This window comes from Rhodopila sp., assembly GCF_035548095.1.
Taxonomy (GTDB): Bacteria; Pseudomonadota; Alphaproteobacteria; order Acetobacterales; family Acetobacteraceae; genus Rhodopila.
Window position 1 is genome coordinate 285,490 of sequence record NZ_DASZUV010000001.1, and the last position, 17,885, is coordinate 303,374.

The following is a 17,885-nucleotide window of genomic DNA, read 5'->3' on the forward strand; positions in this document are numbered from 1 at the left end:
GCCGCACTTGCGTCCGGCCATATTCGGGTTACGGTCATGGTTCCGGGAGGTCCAAGGGCACCATGAACCGCAACGTGTGGCTGCTGTTCGTCTGCCAGGCGCTGACCAATGCCGTAATGTCCGGCCAGACGATCATGGCGTCCCTGGTCGGCTATCATCTGTCCGGCAGCGCCTTGAACACGCTTCCGATGGCCATCCAGATGGTAGCCGTCATGGGCGCCTCGATCGTCGCTGGCTATGCCTTCCCGCGGCTTGGCCGGCGGGGCGGCTTCTGGCTGGCCTGCGCCATCATGATGAGCGGCAGTCTGACCTTCGCCGCCGGTGTCTACTTGCGCAACTTTCCGCTGTATTGCGCCGGGGCGATCCCGGCCGGCCTCGGCTTCGGCATCGCCCAGCACCTGCGCTTCGCCGCGTCGGAAGTCGCCACGCCCGAGGCCAAGGCCAGGGCCATCTCCCTGGTCCTCGCCGGCGGCCTCATCGCGGCGGTCGTTGGGCCCGAAATGGTCAAGCGCACCAACGCGTTGATCCCAGACTATCCGTTCCTGGCGACCTACCTGTACCTGCCGGTACTGCCGGTGTTGACCATGGTGTTGCTGGCCTTCGTCGAGGTGCCGCCGACCACGCGGACCATCGGCGTTAAAGTGCCGTTCAAGGCGATCGTCGGCCGACCGAATTTCGTCGCGGCGGTGGTCAGCTCGCTGGCCGGCTATGGGGCGATGAACCTCGTCATGGCCTCCACGCCGCTGGAGATGATGCTGTGCGGCTTCGGCGTCGCCGCCAGCGCCGACGTGATCCGAGCCCACTCGATCTCCATGTATGCCCCGGGCTTCGTTACCGGACGGCTGATCCAGCGCGTCGGCGTGCATCGGATCATCCTGGTCGGGGCAGCGCTGATCCTGGGCTGCGTCGCCGTCAACCTGTATCTTGCCCCGCTGTTCAGCACCTTCATGATCGCGCTGGGGCTGCTCGGCGTTGGCTGGAACTTCATGTTCGTCGGCGGCACCACCTTGCTGACGACCGCCTATCTGCCCGAGGAGCGTGTGCGCGTGCAGGCGACCCACGACTTCATCGTTTTCGGCAGCGTCGCCGGCACCGCCGTCACGTCAGGAGCCATCCAGGCATTGTATGGATGGGACGCGCTGAACCTGACCGCGCTGCCACCGGTCGCGATCGCCGCCGTCGTCGTTCTCTGGCACTGGGCGGCGAAACCCCGGCCAGCCGTCGCCCGGGCCTGATACCGGCCGCGGAGCCAGGCGGTCCGGCGCCTGAGCCCCGCAGGCGGCTGCCGGAGGATACGTCGCCATGACGACGGGGGTCACGATAGGGCAAACGTCGTGCCGGATGATATCAGGAGAGTAGGCTGCCCTCCCGCCGCGGGGTCAGCCGCCCGCGCCAGCCCGGCTGGCGTACGCGGACAAGGTGGCATGGACCTCGGCGATCACCCCGGTCCAGTCATTGCGCGCCTTCTGCCGGAAGATGCGCATCGTCGGATACCACGGCGTGTCCTCGCGGCCAACGAACCAGCGCCAGCAGGAATCGTAACGGTTCAGCATCCACACCGGCTTGCCCAGCGCACCGGCCAGATGCGCCACCGCGGTATCGACCGCGATCACCAGGTCCAGCCCGGCGATCAGGTCCGCCGTGTCCGCCCAGTCGGCGATCCGAGCGGACACGTCGTGCAGCAGTACGTCCTCCGGCAGACAGCGCATCTGGCGCGCCGGCGGGCCCAGTTGCAGCGACACGAAGCTGACTCCGGGCACGTCGAACAACGCCGCCATGTCGAACAGGTGCATCGAGCGGCGCTTGTCCAGGGCCACGGCGTGCGGCTGGTCCGTACGCGACCGGCCGGCCCAGACCAGCCCGACCTTCAGCCCCGGCAGCGAGCCGAGAAACGGCCGCCAGGCATGCGAATCTGCCTTCAGGTACGGTACCGCCGCCGGAATTGTATCGAGTTCGGTCCCGAACGCATAAGGCAGGCTCAGCAACGGACAATGGTAGTCAAACCCCGGCATGGTATCGTCGTCCTCGGCCAGTAGTACCGACACGCCGTCCAGCGTCATCAGCAGGCGACGCAGCGCGCGCGGCACCACCAGCACGACTCGCCCGCCGCGGGCGGCGACCATCGGTGCATAGCGGCAGAACTGCAGCGTGTCGCCGAACCCCTGTTCCGCGAACAGCAACACCGTCTCCCCGTTCAACGGCTGACCCGTCCAGCGCGGGGTATCCAGCTTCGGCACCGGGCGGTTTCTGCCCTCCACCTCCCAGCGGGTCTCGTAATAGTCCCATCCTTCCTTCAGCCTGCCCATCATCATCAGCGCCAGCGCGAGGTTGGCCTTCGCCTCGGGGTAGTTCGGCCTCTCCCGCAGCGCCTCGCGGCACATTGCCTCGGCCTCTACCGGCCGCACCTGCTCCATCAGGCACAACGCCAGATTGCTGTGCGCATGCGCCGCATTGACGCCTAGCGCGATCGCGCGGCGAAACAGGCCTTCCGCCTCCTCGGGATGATCGAAGACCTGGCGCACAGACCCCAGGTTGAGGGTTGCATTCGCGTGAGCCGGGTCAAGCCGCAGCGCGGAGCGGAAACAATTCTCCGCCTCGGCCAGACGGCCGCGCTTGTAGTGGATCATGCCCAGCTGGTTATGCGCGTCCGGCTGGTCGGGGTCGAGCCGCAGCGCCTCACGCTCGCACTCCTCGGCGGAATCGTAGCTGCCCAGCTCGACATGCGCGAGCCCCAGATTCATCCATGCCGTTACGAAATCCGGCTCCAGGTGCAGCGCTCGGCGATAAAACGCCTCCGCCTCGGTCACCCGCCCCTGACGATGCAGCTCAAAGCCGAACGTATGGAGGGCGACAGCGTCTTCTGAATGGACAGGTTCTCGGATCATACAACCTCTGATGAAATGGCCTGCCTTCAGGCCGGCAGCATGGCCTGAACGCGGCGCGGATGGATAGGAGTGGCAAGGTGGATACAGAACGTGAACAACAGCGATATAGGAAATATTGCCGAATACGTCAATAGAAAATTCAACCTTAAATTGTGTCATCCACAGGACCGCCGACTGACCGATCCCGCACACCAGATCTGCCATGGCCAGGCGGCTCCATGCGCCGGAAGCGAGGCAGCCAATCGATGCACATCTTGCGGCGGCACCGCCGCCGCGTATGTTCCGCCCCATCAGAAATGTGGGAAACGTTCATGCCGAAGCTGTCTCGCCGCGCCATTCTGGCGACGGGCACCGCCGCCCTGCCCCTGTTCGCGATCAGCGCAAAACCATCCAGAGCTGCGGATTTCACGTTGAAGCTGGCGAACAACTCGCCGGTAACGCACCCGCAGACCGTCCGTCAGCAAGAGGCGGCGGAGCGGATCAAGAAGGCGACTAACGGCACCGTCGACATCCAGGTGTTTCCCAACAATCAGCTGGGCAGCGATACCGACATGCTGTCGCAGTTGCGGACCGGCGCGATCGACTTCTTCACCCTGTCGGGACTGATCCTGTCGACCCTGGTACCGGTCGCGGCGATCAACGGCGTCGGCTTCGCCTTCAAGGATTACGACACGGTCTGGACCGCAATGGACGGCAAGCTGGGCGCGCATGTGCGCGGCGAAATCGACAAGCGCGGCCTGGTCGCCATGGATCGGATCTGGGACAACGGCTTCCGCCAGATCACCTCCTCGACCCGGCCGATCAAGGCGCCCGAGGACCTCAAGGGTTTCAAGATCCGGGTGCCGGTCTCACCGCTCTGGACCTCGATGTTCACCGCGCTTGGCGCGTCGCCGATCAGCATCAATTTCGCCGAAGTCTATTCCGCCCTGCAGACCAAGATCGCCGAGGGCCAGGAAAACCCGCTGACCCTGATCCAGATTGCCAAGCTATATGAAGTACAGCGCTACGTCTCCATGACCAGCCACATGTGGGACGGGTTCTGGATGCTGGCCAACAAGCGTGGCTTCACCGCCCTGCCGCCGGACGCGCAGGCGATCATCGCGAAGGAGCTGAACCAGTCGGCGCTGGATGAGCGGGCGGACATTGCCAAACTGAACGAGTCCGTCGCCACCGATCTGAAGACCAAGGGCCTGGTATTCGAGGACGTCGACAAGCCAGCTTTCCGCGACGCGCTGAAGAAGGCCGGCTTCTATGCCGACTGGAAGAAGAAGTTCGGTGACGAGGCCTGGGGCATCCTGGAATCCCAGGTCGGCACCCTGTCCTGACCGGCACCGGAACCTGACATGGCCGGCGGCGTCGCCATCGAACCGGCATCCGGGCAGTTTGCCGGACTGGCGGAGAGGGTGCTCCGCCTGATCGCCGAGATCCCCGCCGCCCTGCTGGTGGTGGCGGAGATCGTGGTGCTGTTCGCCGGTGTCATGGCCCGCTACGTGTTCCACGCACCGTTGATCTGGACCGACGAGCTGGCGTCGATCCTGTTCCTGTGGCTGGCGATGCTGGGCAGTGTGATTGCGCTGCAACGCGGGCAGCACATGCGGCTGACCGCCATCGTTGCCGGTTTCTCCCCCGCCGCGCGGGACCGGGCCGAGGCGCTGGCCACCCTGGGGGTGGCGGTGTTCCTGGCCATGGTGCTGCTGCCGGCCATCGACTACGCGTCGGACCAGTGGTTCATCGAAACCCCCGCGCTGGGCCTGCACGACACGTGGCGCGTGCTGGCGGTGCCGGCGGGTTGCGCGCTGATGGTGCTGACCGCGCTCAGCCGCCTGCTGCGCCTGTCGTGGAAGGACGCCCTGTTCGGCCTGCTGGTCGTCGTCGTCCTGGGTCTCGCCCTGAAACTCGGCGCACCGGCGCTGAAGACGCTGGGCAACCTGAATCTCGTGCTGTTTTTCGTCGTGCTGCTGGGCGCGGCGGTGTTGCTGTCGGTGCCGATCGGCTTCGCCTTCGGCCTGGCGACCCTGGCCTATCTGGCGGTGCTGACCCGGACGCCGCTGACCATCGTCGTGTCCCGCATGGATGAGGGCATGAGCAGCCTGATCCTGCTGGCGGTGCCGCTATTCGTGTTCCTGGGATTGCTGATCGAGATGACCGGCATGGCCAAGGCCATGGTCGGTTTCCTGGCCGCCTGGCTGGGCCATATCCGCGGCGGCCTGTCCTATGTGCTGCTGGGCGCGATGTACCTGGTATCCGGCATCTCCGGCGCCAAGGCAGCCGACATGGCCGCGGTCGCGCCGGTGCTGTTCCCCGAAATGAAACGGCGCGGCATGCATGAGGGCGAGCTGGTGTCGCTGCTGGCGGCCTCGGGGGCGATGAGCGAGACGATCCCGCCCTCTCTCGTGCTGATCACGATCGGCTCCGTCACCGGCGTTTCGATCGCCGCGCTGTTCACCGGCGGTCTGCTGCCGGCGCTGGTGCTGGCCATCGCGCTGGCGGTCATCTCCCGCTGGCGTAGTGGCGCGGAGAACCTGGGCGGCATCCGCCGCCCGCCCTGGGGCACGATCGGTAAGGCCTTCGTGGTGGCGCTGCCGGCGCTGATATTGCCGGTGATCATCCGCACGGCGGTGATCGAGGGCATCGCGACCGCCACCGAAGTGTCCACCATCGGCATCGTCTACAGCGCGGTCGCCGGGCTGCTGATCTATCGGCAATTCCCGCTGCGCCGGCTGTATCCGATGCTGGTGGAGACGGCGGCGCTGTCGGGCGCGATCCTGCTGATCATCGGCACCGCGACGGCCATGGCCTGGGCGCTGACCCAGTCGGGCTTTTCCCGCCAGTTGGCCGCGACGATGGCGTCGATGCCGGGCGGCGCCATCGGCTTCATGGCGGTGTCGGTCGTGGCCTTCATCGTGCTGGGCAGCGTGCTGGAGGGAATTCCGGCCATCGTGCTGTTCGGACCGCTGCTGTTCCCGTCGGCACGCGCGGCCGGCATCCATGAGGTGCATTACGCCATGGTGGTGATCCTGGCGATGGGGATCGGCCTGTTCGCCCCGCCCTTCGGCGTGGGCTACTACGCTGCTTGCGCGATCGGTCGGGTGTCACCCGACGCGGCAATGCGACGCATCTGGCCCTATCTGCTGGCCGTGCTGGCGGGCCTAATCATCGTCGCCGTGGTGCCGTGGTTCAGCATCGGCTTCCTGTCGTAACGCCAGCCCGCTGTGGCGGGTCCGTGTGGCAACTCGGTGTGGCAGGCCGGGACCGAAGCCGTGGCCACTCATTCCGCCTGCCGCAGCAGTGCGATAGCTGCAAGCAGTGCGATAGCCGCAACAGGAAAGGCCCGGACCCGACCGGCTTTTCAGCCAATCAGGCCCGGGCCTTTCATACCCGATCGGTCGATCGTGGGGACGGAGGACTAGCCCCCACCGCCACCCAGGCCACCGCCCGCACGCGGAACGTTCAGGATGACGTCGTCGCAGGGGGTGCCGGTGCCGGAGATCGCGATCGCCAGATAATTGCCGCCGTAGCGGCCGGTGATGACGGCGGTCTTGCCGGTGCCACCCACTTCCTGGGCATTGACCTTGAAGGTGTTATCCCGCTCGATCTGGCCATCCAGGCGAGCCATGTGCTGCATACGGTCCCAGGCGACGAAGCCACTGATCGCCTTGTTGGGATCGACGGTCACATGCCAGTCCAGCCCAGGGCAGCCAGAGGCCGGGCGGGTGTGGAACGCGTAGAGCTGGGTTTGCGGGGTCGGATGCTTTTCGATCTTCGCCATCGCGGGCAGCGAAAAGGATGCGGCTGCGGAGAGAGCGATAACAGCTATCTTCGCACTCATCGTTCTGACATTCATCTGCTATTCCCTCCGTTTAGCCTGCGGAGCGCAAGCTAGACCAGACCGTTCTGCCGCCAAATTCAACGGCTGCCTAGCCTATGCAGAAACCGTTTCGGGCCGTCAAGGCAAGGAAGCCATCGGGTGTGGGATTAAACACACACTGTGGAAACCTTACAACACACACCGTTTCTGCTCCGACCAGGGCGTCCCGGCCCAGCGTCGGCTCGCTGACCGGGCGACGTTTCCTGGCAAGACACCAAGCCGCGGCAAGGCAGACATCGCACAGAAATGCCATGCACGCTTCCGTGAGCCACCACGCATCCGGCGCAGTTGAGATCATGTGGGAACGCATGCTTGGGCTAGTTGAACGGCCAATACAATAAGCTAGCTTATCATCACCATCGATATCAACCTTGCCCCCAACGACCTCGCTCCTCCCGCCCCGCTTCAACCTCGTTCAAACTTCGTTTGGCTGCCGGAATCCCCAATGTCGCATTCTTCCACCGCATACCAACCCAATGTGGACTCCCAACGCACCGGCATGACCAGGGCGCAGCGAACCCGGCTGCGCTGGCTGCTGATGGTGGGCGGCGTTCTGGCGGTCGCGGTCGCCGGCGGCATATGGTGGCTGTCGGGCGGCCGCTGGGTCGACACCGATGACGCCTATGTCCAGGCGGACAGCCTGACCCTGTCCACCGACGTATCCGGCGTGGTCGCCGACATCCCGGTGCACGAGGGCCAGGACGTGAAGCAGGGTACCGTGCTGTTCCGCCTGGATCCGCTGAAATTCCAGATCGCCTTGCAGAATGCGTCGGCCAACCTCGCACAGGCTCGGCTGGCCGTCGAGTCCATGAAAGCCGACTATCAGGCCGCCTTGCGGGACGCTCGGGCGAAGCAGCAGCAGGTGATCGCCGATCAGCTCACCTACGACCGGTTCGCCGCCCTGGTGAAGGCGCACGCCGTCACCCAGCAGGCCACCGACGACGCGCATTACAAGCTGACGGCGGATCAGGAAGCCGTGAGCGCGGCCGAGGCCAAGGCACGCGCGATCCTGGCGAAGCTTGATAACAATCCGGACCTGGCGCCGCAGGACGCCCCGAGCGTCAGGCAGGCGCAGGCGCAGGTGAACGAGGCGGCGCGCGAACTGAGCCATTCGGTGGTCCGGGCGCCATACAATGGTATTGTTACGCAGGTGAACAAGCTGCAGCCCGGCATGTACCTGCCGGCCGGCATCGCCGCTTTCGGCTTCGTATCGACCGACCATGTGTGGGTGGAGGCCGAACCCAAGGAGACACAGCTCACCTACGCCCATAAGAACGATCCGGTCGATGTCAGCTTCGACCTGTATCCCGGCCATGTCTGGCACGGCGTGGTCGAAGATATCGCGCCGGCGACAGACCAGAACTTCTCCCTGCTTCCGGCGCAGAATTCGTCGGGCAACTGGGTAAAGGTGGTGCAGCGGATTCCGGTGCGCGTGCGGCTCGATATCAAGGCGGACGATCCGCCGCTGCGCGCGGGCATGAGCGCCGAGGTGGACATCGATACCGGCCATGTCCGTCATTTGAGCGACCTGTTCTAGGACCGCGTCATGGAAGGCGAAACCCAGCCGGTCCCCTATCGCGGCCTGATCACGGTGTGCGCGATGATGGCGACGCTGATGCAGTCGCTGGACTCGACGATCGCGAATGTGGCGCTGCCCTATATGCAGGGCAGCCTGTCAGCCAGTTCCGATCAGATCACCTGGGTGCTGACCTCCTACATCACCGCCGCCGCCATCATGACGGCGCCGGTCGGCTGGCTGTCGGCCCGGTTTGGGCTGAAGCGGCTGTACCTGATCTCCATGATCGGCTTCACCGCGGCATCGATGCTGTGCGGCATTGCCGGCTCGTTGCCCGAGATGGTGGCATTCCGCCTGTTGCAGGGTGTGTTCGGCGCGGCGCTGGTGCCACTGTCGCAGTCGACGATGCTGAACATCTATCCGCCTGAAAAGCGCGGGTCGGCGATGGCGGCCTGGGGCATGGGCGTGATGGTCGGGCCGATCCTGGGTCCGACCTTGGGCGGTTATCTGACTGAGCTGTACAACTGGCGCTGGGTGTTCTTCGTGAACCTGCCCTTCGGCGTGCTGGCCACTGCCGGTATGGCGGCGTTCCTGCCGAATACGGAACCATCCTACCGCAAGTTCGACTGGGTAGGCTTCGGTGCCCTGGCGCTGGGTATCGGCGGCCTGCAATTGATGCTGGACCGCGGCGAAACCAAGGACTGGTTCGGATCGACCGAGATCATTCTGGAGGCGACGGCGGCGGCGGTGGGGTTCTACCTGTTCATCGTTCACATGATGACGGCGGAACGACCATTCATCACCCCCCGCGTCTTCAAGGACCGCAACCTGACCGCCGGCCTGCTGGTGATGTTCGCGGTCGGCATGGTGCTGCTGGCGGTGTCCGCGCTGCTGGCCCCCTGGCTGCAGAACCTGGCCGACTATCCGGTGGCGACCGCCGGCCTGGCGATGGCGCCGCGCGGCGTCGGCACCATGATGGCGATGCTGGTCGCGGGCCGGCTGTCGAACAAGGTGGACCCGCGTGCGCTGATGGCGGCCGGCATCCTGGTCCTGGCATACAGCCTTTACCGCATGACCGGCTGGACGCCGGCGGTCGACGACGTCTCCGTCATCATCAATACGATGCTGCAAGGGGCCGGCCTGGGCCTGGTCTTCGTGCCGTTGCAGGTGATCGCCTTTGCCACGCTGGAGCCGGCGCTGCGAACCGAGGGCACCGCCCTGCTCAGCCTGGTGCGCAATGTCGGCAGCGCGATCGGCATTTCCGTCACCAGCGCGCTGGTGGCGCGGACCGGGCAGATCGAGCATTCGGTGCTGGCCGGCTACATCACGCCGCTGAACCGCGCATTCGAAGGCGCGGCCGCCCCGCTGATGCCCACCACCTCCTATGGCGCGCAGGTGCTGGACGCGATGATCAACCAGCAGGCCCAGATCATCGCCTACAACAACGACTGGAAGCTGATGATGCTGACGGCGCTGCCGATGCTGCTGTTGCTGCCGCTGATGCGCCGGCCGCAGGCGACTGGCGGCGCGAAGGCCGAGCACGCGGTGATGGAATGAGGGCGGCGCGGACCGACGGCGGGATGGCGCCGTCAGCAGCCATTGCCCCGCATGGTGAACCCGGTCACCCGCTTGTCGACCACCGTGAAGGTGGTGTCGCAGGACCAGGTGACGAGCTGTGGCGGGAAACCGCCATAGAAGCCCGGAAACGGTCCGCCCCAGTACCATGGCGAGGCCGGGATCACCTGCGTCTGGGACTGCTGATACGATAGGAAGCGCACGCCACCGGTTTCAAATGTCTGGGTCGGGACGCCCATCGCCTGCACCAGCTCCAGTTCCGAGCGGCCTACGAATGCATTCAACTGCGCCTGTCTCACGGCCAGCGTATCCGTGCAGCCGCCCAGCACAATGAGCAGCAACGGTAGACCCAGGCGGCGCATCGTCTTCTCCGGTGTTTCGGCTCCCGGCGGACTATATCATCAGGTCGGCGGGCGGCAGCCACAAAACCTGGCCGATGCGGTCGGCTCCCCCGGCAATCATCGCCAGCCGGTCGAAGCCCAGCGCGATCCCTGCCGACGGCGGCATCCCGAAGGCCAGGGCCGCCAGGAAATCCTCATCTATCGGCCAATCCGGTTCGCCTGCGGGGTCGGCCATGGCATGGCGCCGCGCGCGGTCCTGCTCGAACCGTGCGCGCTGCTCGGCGGCGTCGGTCAACTCGACGAAGGCATTGGCCACCTCGATGCCGCAGACGAACAGTTCGAACCGTTCCGCGACGCGCGGGTCGGCCGGATCGCGACGGGCCAGCGCCGCCTGCGCCGCGGGCCAGTGTGTGAGGAACGTCGGATGGTCACGGCCCAGATGCGGCTCGATCCGCTCCAGCAACAGGCGGAAGAACAGGTCTTCCCAGGTCTCACCGTCGCGCAGCCTGGTGCCGGCCGCCGCGGCGAGCGCGGGCGCGTCCTCACCGATCGCCAGCAGGTCGGCACCGGCATGGCGGGCGAACGCGTCGGCGACGGTCAGGCATTCCACTCGCGACAACTCGGTGCGCACACCCCGGCAGGTGACCACCGGCGGCAGCACGGCACGCAGCAGTTCCGTCGTCTCGGCGATCAGCGCGTCCAGGCCGAAGCCAGGACGGTACCATTCCAGCATGGTAAATTCGGGAGCATGGGTGGCGCCGGCTTCCCCGTTGCGCCAGACGCGGGCGAACTGGAAGATCGGACCGGCACCCGCCACTAGCAGCCGTTTCATCGCGAATTCGGGACTGGTGTGCAGCCAGAGCGGTTCCATCCGCCCGTCCGGAAAGGTCCGGCGCGTCGCGAAGGGCCTCAGATGCACCTCCTCTCCCGGTGCCGGCACCGCATAGGGCGTTTCCACCTCGGTGTAACCGCGATCGGCGAAGAAGCGACGAGTTTCCCGGGTCAGAACCGCGCGGCGCGTCAGGAAGGGGCGCCGCGCGGCGAGGCTTTCGGGATGCCAGACGGGCAGCGCCATCGCGGCAATCGTCAGGCGGCGTTCGTTACGCGGCGGCGAACTGGCCGCGGCCGAACATCTTGTCCAGGTCCTGGGGCTGCGCCTTGTCGAAGGCGGTGGTCCGCGCCCTGACCGCATCGACCGCGGCCAACGCCTTCCTGACCGCCGGACGGTCGTCGATCGTCTTCACCCAGCGCGCCACGTTGGGGAGTTTCGCGGCAACGTCGGCCCCCATGAAGGCCGGAATATTCCGCAGCCAGGGAAAGGTGGCGATGTCGGCGATGCCGTATTCGCCACCGCCCAGATAGGCGTTGGCCGCCAGGCGCCGGTCAATCACCTCGCTGACGCGATAGGCCTGGGTGAAATAGCGGCTCTTGGAATAATCATTTCCAGCCGGCGCAAACCGCATGAAGTGTACGAACTGGCCGAACATCGGCCCGACCGTGGACATCTGCGTCATCAGCCACTGGATGGCATCGAACCTGGCCGCCTTGTCAGCCGGCAGCAGCTTGCCGGTCTTGTCCGCCAGATACAGCAGGATCGCACCGGATTCGAAACAGGTATACGGCTTGCCGCCGGGTCCGTCCGGATCCACGATCACCGGCACCTTGGCGTTCGGGTTCAGCTTCAGGAATTCGGCATCGAACTGCTTGCCGGTGAAGACATCGACCGGCTTTACCTCATACGGAAGCGCCAGTTCCTCCAGCGCGATATACACCTTGACAACATTCGGGCTGCCCATGCCGTACAGCGTGATCATCGCACCATCCTTCTGCGTGGATGGCGAGAGTATCGCATGGCGGCGAACCCTCGGCAAAGCCAGCCCACCTTGCGGCCGGTCCCCGGTTCGGCTGTGATGTCGGGCCGGAAGACCGCAAGGGAGCAAACGAAGATGACCGACAAGCCCAAGGGCCGCCTGCGTCACGTTGCGCTGAGCGTCGCCGATCCATGGGAAACCGCCGCTTTCTACCAGGAGGCACTCGGGCTGGAAGAGGTCGCCGAGATCGACGGCGAGCTAGCGGAAGGCGTGTTCCTGACCGACGGCGTGGTGAATCTGGCGATCCTGCATTTCAAGTCCGACGAGGCATCCCAGGGCACCGGCAAGGATTTCGTCGGGCTGCACCATATCGGCTTCTGGGTCGATGATGTGGTCGCCACCGGCAAGCATGTGCGCAACAGCGGCGCCACCTGGATCATGGGCGATCCGAACAATCCCGACGGGTATGAGGTGAAGCACACGGACCTGTCGGGCATCATCTTCGACATCGCCGCGCATGGCTGGGCCGGTTCACAGAAGCGGCCGGGCGAGCCGGAAAACGAGGTCCATCCGAACCCCAGGCGGCGCCTGGCGAAGTTCGATGCCCGCCGCGAGGCGGCCCGCCGGGCCCAGGCATCCCGGAAGGTCGCCGAGACCGTCTGATACCGTCGGCCGTCAAGGGCCGCCGCCGCCGATGCAGCCCTGCTGCCGTGCCGGGCGAAGCCCGATGCCCGCGGTCTTGTCACCGAAAGCCCTGTCTCTGACCTGGCCTTCGGCGAAGCGGTGGACGATGGGAGCGGCGGAACGGTCGGCATCGATGCTGCCGGGTGTCAGTCCCCAATGGCCGTCGGTATCACTCCCTGTCACGCCGGGGCGAACAACCGTTCGTCGCCGGCCGTAGAGTGTTGCGCTTCCGGGTCAACGTCGCCCAGGAAAGCCGCATCGCGTTGCAGCACCGGCATGACCTTGTCGGCGAACAGGCGCATGTTCAGCTCCGCCAGGTGGTGCGGCATGCTGCCGAAGGAGAATTCGGTGACGAGGTGATCCGTCCCGGTCAACCGCCGCAGCTCCGCGATCTGCTGGATACAGTCATCCGGCGTGCCGACCACCTGGATACTGACATAGAAGTCCGTCGCTTTCGCCCGGAAACTCTCATCCTTCATCTTGGTATAGGTCTTCGCCAGCTTGCCGTACGACTCATAGCCTTTCACCGATCCCAGATGGCCATCGGAGAAATGGTAGTGGTTGTCGATGGAATCCCATTTCTCGCTCAGATAGCGCAGCGCCCAGTCGCGTGCTTCGTCGCGGGTCGGGGTGCAGGCGACGTTGGTCAGGATGATCGGCGGCCGCGGCGTGTGGCCAAGCCGGCGGACCATCTGGCGATAGTTCAGGACATCCTCGGCCGCCTTGGCCCATTCGTTCTGCATGATCACCAGCATGCCGAAGCCCAGCTTCGCCATCACTTCCGCGGATTCCGGACTGACGGCGGAGGCATAGAAGCGTTCCTGTGGCCGGGAGATCGGGCGCGGACGGATCGACACGCGCGGGATCTTGTAGAACTGGCCATTCCATTCGAAGGACTCGTTCGCCAGCGCCGCGATGATGAGCTGGGCTGCCTCCACGAAGCGAGGCCGAGCCTCCTCCATCGGGATGCGGAAGCCGGCATATTCGATGCTGGCGGCGCCGCGGCCGAAACCCATCAGAGTGCGCCCGCCGCTGATGACATCCAGCAATGCAATCTGCTCCGCCACCCGGATCGGGTCGTGCCAGGGCAGCACGATCACGCAGGTGCCCAGGGTGATCCGCCGGGTCCGGCCGGCGTAGTAGCTCAGCAATTGCAGCGGCGCCGGGGACATCGAATAGCCGGTGAAATGATGCTCCAGCGCAAACAGCGAGTCGAATCCCAGCGGCTCCGCCAGATCACCGAGCTGCATGTGCTCATTGAAAAGCGCCACGTCCGGGCGGCCGGGCTGGGCCAGGATACTGAGGGCTGTTCCGACTTTCATGGGCGTTCTCCCGTCCTTGAGCATGGCAGGGTCGGCGTGACCGCGTTCATGCTCTGCCTCCTTGATCCAGGCGTGTGATCCACGCCTCCGACCGGCGGTCCCGGGCGATCACGCCCTGGCCGCAAGGCTATCGAGAGAACGCCGCCCTGTCACGGCGGCGGCGGGATCAGATGGCAGGCAGCGGCGTGCCCTGCCTCCCCGGCCGGCCGCATCGCCGGTTCCTGCTGCGAACAGATCGGCATCACGTGCGGGCAGCGCGTGTGAAAGCGGCAGCCCGCCGGCGGTGCGATTGCGGTGGGGATGTCGCCGCTGAGTGGCGGCTTCCGAAACGCCCCCCGCCTGCGCTGCGACGGATGCGTGATCGGAACGGATTTCAGCAGCGCCTGGGTATAAGGATGCCGGGGCGATGCGTACAGCGCCCGCTTCGGTGCCAACTCCACCACTTTGCCGAGGTACATCACCGCGACACGGCTGGAGATGTGCTTCACCACGCCAAGGTCATGCGCGATGAACAGATAGGTCAGTCCCAGCTCCGCCTGCAGGTCGGTCAGCAGATTGACGATCTGCGCCTGCACCGAGACGTCCAACGCCGATACCGGCTCATCGCAGACGACGAATTTCGGCCGCAGCGCCAGGGCCCGCGCGATGCCGATGCGCTGGCGCTGGCCGCCGGAGAATTCATGCGGAAACCGTGCCGCCGCCGCCCTGGGCAGGCCCACCATGTCCAGCATGCCGCCGACCGCGGCACGCGCCTCCGCCACCGGGGTGCCATGGATCAGCAGCGGCTCCATGATGATGTCCTCGACAGGCATGCGCGGGTTCAAGGCGCCGTACGGATCCTGGAAGACGATCTGCATGGACCGCCGCACCGGCCGCAGCGCCTTGGTTCCCAGGGCGGTGATGTCGCGGCCGTCAAACAGGATGTCGCCACCCGTGGCAGGCAGAAGCCGGATCAGCAGCCGGCCCAGAGTGGACTTGCCGCAGCCGGACTCACCGACCAGGCCCAGCGTCTCGCCTTGCTCCACGGTCAGATCGACGCCATCGACGGCACGCAGCATCCTGCCGCCGCGGCGGAACAGGCCGCCGGATTCGACATCAAAATGTTTTGTCAGTCCGACCGCTTCGACCAGCGCCACCATCAGGCCAGCTCCCGCACCCGGATGCAGGCTGCCCGGTGATCGCCGCCAAAATCCGCCAGCGGCGGCAGGGCTTCCTGGCATGCGGGGATCGCCCAGCCGCACCGGTCGGAGAAACGGCAGCCCGGCGGGCGGCGGGCTGGTTCGGGCAGATTGCCGGGGATGGCCTGGAGTCGGTCCTGATCCTGCTCCACCGTCGGCACGCAGGCGAGCAGGCCGCGCGTATAGGGATGCAGCGGATGGTCGAACAACTGATCGACGGGCGCCTGCTCGACGACGCGGCCGGCATAGGTAACCAGCACGCGGTCCGCGGTCTCGGCGATCACGCCCATGTTGTGGGTGATGATCATCACCGCCATGCCCAACTCGTCGCGCAGGTCCAGGATCAGGTCCAGGATCTGCGCCTGGATCGTCACATCCAGCGCCGTGGTCGGTTCATCGGCGATCAACAGGCGCGGCCGGCAGACCAGCGCGATCGCCAGCATCACGCGCTGCCGCTGACCGCCGGAAAGCTGGTGCGGATAATCCCGCATCCGCATCGATGCCGACGGAATCCCCACCCTCTCCAGCATCTCCACCGCGCGGGCGAACGCCTCGCGCTCCGACAGCCGTTCATGCGCCTTGACGGTTTCAATGATCTGCTCACCGATAGTGAACACCGGGTTCAGCGAGGTCATCGGCTCCTGAAACACCATGGCAACACCCGGACCGCGCAGGCGCTGCATCGCCCGATCGGACAGGCCCAGCAGCTCCGTCCCGTCGAAACGAATGTGCCCGCCCAGGATGCGGGCCGGCGGCATCGGCAGCAGGCCCATGATCGCCAGGGCGGTGACGCTCTTGCCGCTGCCGGATTCGCCGACGATGCCCAGAATCTCGCCGCGGTCGACGCTGAAGGAAATATCCTCGATCGCCGTGACCTGTCCCCGCTCCGTCTGAAACGCCGTGGTCAGGTTCTCGACGGACAGCAGGGTCATTGCTGAAGCCTCAGCCGCGGGTCCAGCACATCGCGCAACCCGTCACCCAGCAGGTTCAGCCCCAGCACGGTGATCATCAGGGCGGCACCGGGAATGGTGATGATCCAGGGCGCGTCGGTCATGTATTGCCGCCCCTCTGCCATGATGTTCCCCCAGGTCGGGGTCGGTGGCACCGCGCCCACGCCCAGAAACGACAAGGTCGCCTCGGTCAGCACGGCGTAGGCGAACAGAAAGGACAGTTGCACCAGCAACGGCGCCATTGCGTTGGGCAGGATGTGCCGGCGCAGGATGCGCCAGTCCCCGGCGCCGGCGGCGCGCGCCGCCTGTACATACTCCATCTCCCGCAGCACGATGACCGAGGAACGGACGATGCGCGCCGTGCGCGGTGTATACACGATCGCCAGTGCGATGATCACGTCGTTGACCGACGGTCCCAGCACGGCGGTGACGCCGATCGCCAACAGCACCGCCGGAAATGCCATCAGCGCGTCATTAACACGCATCACCATGTTGTCGAGCGCCCGATAGTACCCGGCAATGGCCCCGACCGCGGTGCCGGCGATGGCGTTGATCAGCACCACGGCGGCGCCGATGAACATCGACAGCTGCGCGCCCCAGATGACGCGCGACCACAGGGAGCGGCCGAAATTGTCGGTGCCGAAGATGAAGGTCGTCGATGGCGGCTGGAACTTGTTGCGCATCGACAGCTTGTTCGGATCCAGCGGCGCGATCACCGGCGCCAGCAGCGCCGCCAGCAGGATGATACCGAACAGCACCGCCCCCAGCAGGAACAGACGGTGGCGCAGCAGGCGCCGCAGCATCCCCCCGCTCAATATCGCACTCGCGGGTCGAGCAGCGCGTAACAGACATCGACCGCGATGTTCACCAGCACCAGTAGCGCCGTGGTGATCAGCAGCCCGCCTTGCACCATGGGATAGTCGCGGTTCAGCACCGCCTGGGTCAGCAGCTGGCCGATGCCGGGAATGGAGAACAGCGTCTCGGTCACCACCGATCCGGAAATCAGCAGGCTGATGACGATGCCGATGACGGTGGTGATCGGGATCAGCGCATTCGCCAGCGCGTGGCGCAGCACCACGCGGCGTTCCGGCAATCCCTTGGCGCGGGCGGTACGGATATAGTCCTGACGCAGCACTTCCAGCATGGTGGAGCGGGTGATGCGGGCCAGCAGGCCGGTCAGCAGCAGGGCCAGGGAAATCGCCGGCATGGTGGAGGTCGCCAGCCAGCCCAGTGGATCCTGCGTCAGCGGCACATAACCGCCGGTCGGCAGCCAGCCCAGCCGGACCGCGAACAGGATGATCATCAGCAGGCCCAGGTAGAAATTCGGCACCGAAATGCCCAGCATGGCGAAGATCATCGCCGCCTGGTCGATCCAGCTATTCTGGCGCAGCGCAGCGACGATGCCGCTGACCAGCCCCAGTACCAGGGTCAATACCAACGCGTAGCCGGACAGAGCAACCGTCACCGGCAGGCGTTGCATCGTCGCCTGTAGTACCGGCTGGCCCAGCAGCAGCGACCGGCCCAGGTCGCCGTGCAGCAGGTTCAGATACCAGTGCGCCAATTGTGCCGGCAGCGGCTGGTCCAGGCCCAGGTCGTGACGGATATTGGCGATCTGCTCCCCGGTGGCGGACAGGCCGGCAATGGCCGCCGCCGGATCGCCGGGGATCAGGTGGATCATCGCGAAGGTGATCAGGCTGACGATCAGCAGGATCGGGATCGATCCCACCAGGCGTTGCGCGATGACCCCCGCCATCA

The 17,885-nt window shown here is 65.8% G+C and carries 16 protein-coding genes; 6 read left to right on the forward strand and 10 right to left on the reverse strand.

Annotated elements, in window-relative coordinates; genetic code table 11:
• The first annotated feature begins 62 nt into the window (after nt 1-62).
• Nucleotides 63-1,235: an MFS transporter gene (locus VHC04_RS01235; RefSeq protein ID WP_325677103.1), complete on the forward strand. Its 1,173-nt coding sequence runs from the start codon at nt 63-65 to the stop codon at nt 1,233-1,235.
• A 144-nt stretch (nt 1,236-1,379) separates the two neighbouring features.
• Here VHC04_RS01235 and VHC04_RS01240 read toward each other — a convergent pair whose 3' ends face one another.
• A complete protein-coding gene (locus VHC04_RS01240; RefSeq protein ID WP_325677104.1) occupies nt 1,380-2,885 on the reverse strand; it encodes a tetratricopeptide repeat-containing glycosyltransferase family protein in 1,506 nt (501 codons plus the stop codon).
• Between the two features lie 311 nt (nt 2,886-3,196).
• Between VHC04_RS01240 and VHC04_RS01245 the strand changes: the two genes are divergently transcribed.
• Both VHC04_RS01245 and VHC04_RS01250 read left to right on the forward strand, forming a co-directional pair.
• On the forward strand, nt 3,197-4,210 hold the full coding sequence (locus tag VHC04_RS01245; protein ID WP_325677106.1) for a TRAP transporter substrate-binding protein: 1,014 nt from the start codon (nt 3,197-3,199) through the stop codon (nt 4,208-4,210).
• An 18-nt stretch (nt 4,211-4,228) separates the two neighbouring features.
• Entirely contained in the window at nt 4,229-6,085 is a 1,857-nt protein-coding gene (locus tag VHC04_RS01250) for a TRAP transporter large permease subunit (RefSeq protein WP_325677108.1), read from the forward strand.
• 206 nt (nt 6,086-6,291) lie between these two features.
• Here VHC04_RS01250 and VHC04_RS01255 read toward each other — a convergent pair whose 3' ends face one another.
• Nucleotides 6,292-6,714 carry a hypothetical protein gene (locus tag VHC04_RS01255; protein ID WP_325677110.1) on the reverse strand — a complete coding sequence of 141 codons (423 nt, stop codon included), beginning with the start codon at nt 6,712-6,714 and terminating at the stop codon, nt 6,292-6,294.
• A gap of 484 nt (nt 6,715-7,198) precedes the next feature.
• On the opposite strand from VHC04_RS01255, the gene VHC04_RS01260 reads away from it, so the two are divergent.
• Entirely contained in the window at nt 7,199-8,290 is a 1,092-nt protein-coding gene (locus VHC04_RS01260; RefSeq protein WP_325677112.1) for an HlyD family secretion protein, read from the forward strand.
• A gap of 9 nt (nt 8,291-8,299) precedes the next feature.
• Nucleotides 8,300-9,826, forward strand: a complete 1,527-nt coding sequence (locus VHC04_RS01265; protein WP_325677114.1) for a DHA2 family efflux MFS transporter permease subunit — start codon at nt 8,300-8,302, stop codon at nt 9,824-9,826.
• A gap of 32 nt (nt 9,827-9,858) precedes the next feature.
• On the opposite strand, the gene VHC04_RS01270 is transcribed toward VHC04_RS01265, so the two are convergent.
• From VHC04_RS01270 to VHC04_RS01280, 3 genes are read right to left on the reverse strand one after another with little or no spacing between them, the layout of a single operon-like run.
• On the reverse strand, nt 9,859-10,206 hold the full coding sequence (locus tag VHC04_RS01270; protein WP_325677116.1) for a hypothetical protein: 348 nt from the start codon (nt 10,204-10,206) through the stop codon (nt 9,859-9,861).
• A 31-nt stretch (nt 10,207-10,237) separates the two neighbouring features.
• On the reverse strand, nt 10,238-11,260 hold the full coding sequence (gene epmA, locus VHC04_RS01275; protein ID WP_325677118.1) for an EF-P lysine aminoacylase EpmA: 1,023 nt from the start codon (nt 11,258-11,260) through the stop codon (nt 10,238-10,240).
• Between the two features lie 25 nt (nt 11,261-11,285).
• Nucleotides 11,286-11,999: a glutathione S-transferase family protein gene (locus VHC04_RS01280; protein ID WP_325677120.1), complete on the reverse strand. Its 714-nt coding sequence runs from the start codon at nt 11,997-11,999 to the stop codon at nt 11,286-11,288.
• 132 nt (nt 12,000-12,131) lie between these two features.
• Here VHC04_RS01280 and VHC04_RS01285 point away from each other — a divergent pair, with 132 nt between their 5' ends.
• Nucleotides 12,132-12,659: a VOC family protein gene (locus tag VHC04_RS01285; RefSeq protein ID WP_325677125.1), complete on the forward strand. Its 528-nt coding sequence runs from the start codon at nt 12,132-12,134 to the stop codon at nt 12,657-12,659.
• Nucleotides 12,660-12,859: 200 nt separating this feature from the next.
• Here the strand turns inward: VHC04_RS01285 and VHC04_RS01290 are convergent, their stop codons facing one another.
• The 5 genes from VHC04_RS01290 to VHC04_RS01310 all read right to left on the reverse strand — a co-directional run bounded on the left by VHC04_RS01290 (nt 12,860) and on the right by VHC04_RS01310 (nt 17,883).
• The gene (locus tag VHC04_RS01290) at nt 12,860-14,002 is read right to left on the reverse strand and encodes an LLM class flavin-dependent oxidoreductase (protein WP_325677128.1); all 1,143 of its coding nucleotides are present in this window, start codon (nt 14,000-14,002) and stop codon (nt 12,860-12,862) included.
• A 149-nt stretch (nt 14,003-14,151) separates the two neighbouring features.
• The gene (locus VHC04_RS01295) at nt 14,152-15,141 is read right to left on the reverse strand and encodes an ABC transporter ATP-binding protein (RefSeq protein WP_325677132.1); all 990 of its coding nucleotides are present in this window, start codon (nt 15,139-15,141) and stop codon (nt 14,152-14,154) included.
• Nucleotides 15,141-16,112 (reverse strand): ABC transporter ATP-binding protein, encoded by a 972-nt coding sequence (locus VHC04_RS01300; RefSeq protein ID WP_325677134.1) that lies wholly within the window; start codon nt 16,110-16,112, stop codon nt 15,141-15,143. The genes VHC04_RS01295 and VHC04_RS01300 overlap by 1 nt, the downstream gene beginning before the upstream one ends.
• Nucleotides 16,109-16,933 carry an ABC transporter permease gene (locus tag VHC04_RS01305; RefSeq protein WP_325677136.1) on the reverse strand — a complete coding sequence of 275 codons (825 nt, stop codon included), beginning with the start codon at nt 16,931-16,933 and terminating at the stop codon, nt 16,109-16,111. Before VHC04_RS01305 ends, VHC04_RS01300 begins: the two co-directional genes overlap by 4 nt.
• A gap of 8 nt (nt 16,934-16,941) precedes the next feature.
• Nucleotides 16,942-17,883 carry an ABC transporter permease gene (locus VHC04_RS01310; protein ID WP_325677138.1) on the reverse strand — a complete coding sequence of 314 codons (942 nt, stop codon included), beginning with the start codon at nt 17,881-17,883 and terminating at the stop codon, nt 16,942-16,944.
• Nucleotides 17,884-17,885 lie beyond the last annotated feature (2 nt).